The sequence below is a fragment of the Vibrio sp. 1401 genome, from assembly GCF_033340295.1.
In genome coordinates this window covers 1-510 of the sequence record NZ_JAWOWF010000871.1, presented here as the reverse complement: position 1 = coordinate 510, position 510 = coordinate 1, and the positions used below count along the sequence as shown (strand labels likewise).

Annotated in this window: 1 pseudogene; it reads right to left on the bottom strand. The window is 44.7% G+C overall.

Going from position 1 to position 510, the window contains the following annotated elements:
- Window positions 1-510: pseudogene (locus tag R7Z77_RS28625) on the bottom strand (alkaline phosphatase family protein); the annotation flags it as partial.

Sequence of the window (510 nt, the reverse complement as noted above, 5' to 3'; positions counted from 1 at the left end):
CTGTGATTAACCAAGCGATAAAAATTGTGAGTGCTTGGCGCTCGTTTATAGATCTTTAAGCGTTTACGTTTCGTAAACCAGTTGAGTGGTGAACGCGGACTGTAAAGCATTCTGTCTAGGCCATCGCAGATCGTGAGCAGTTGCGTAGGGAACTGGTTTTTAATGCCGCTACAGGTGATTTGATAAATATTCGGGCTGTTTTTTCGATAACGCAATTTGATGTCATAGGCGAACGAGTAGTGAACGTCACCAGACAAAATCACAAAGTTGGTTGGTGTTTTGGTATGCGTAAAAATACTGATGAGCGTATTGGCACTGCCCGGATGCGCCATCCAGTTTTCGGCATCGACCATCAACGGTTTGCCAAGCATTGTTACCACACGCTGCAAGGCTTCAATGAATTTCACACCAAACATGGGAGCGGCAGAAACAATAATCACTTTATCTTGATGCACCAGCTCTTGGTGGAAGTCAATCATCGCTTCCCAATCCATCAAACCCGATGGTTTA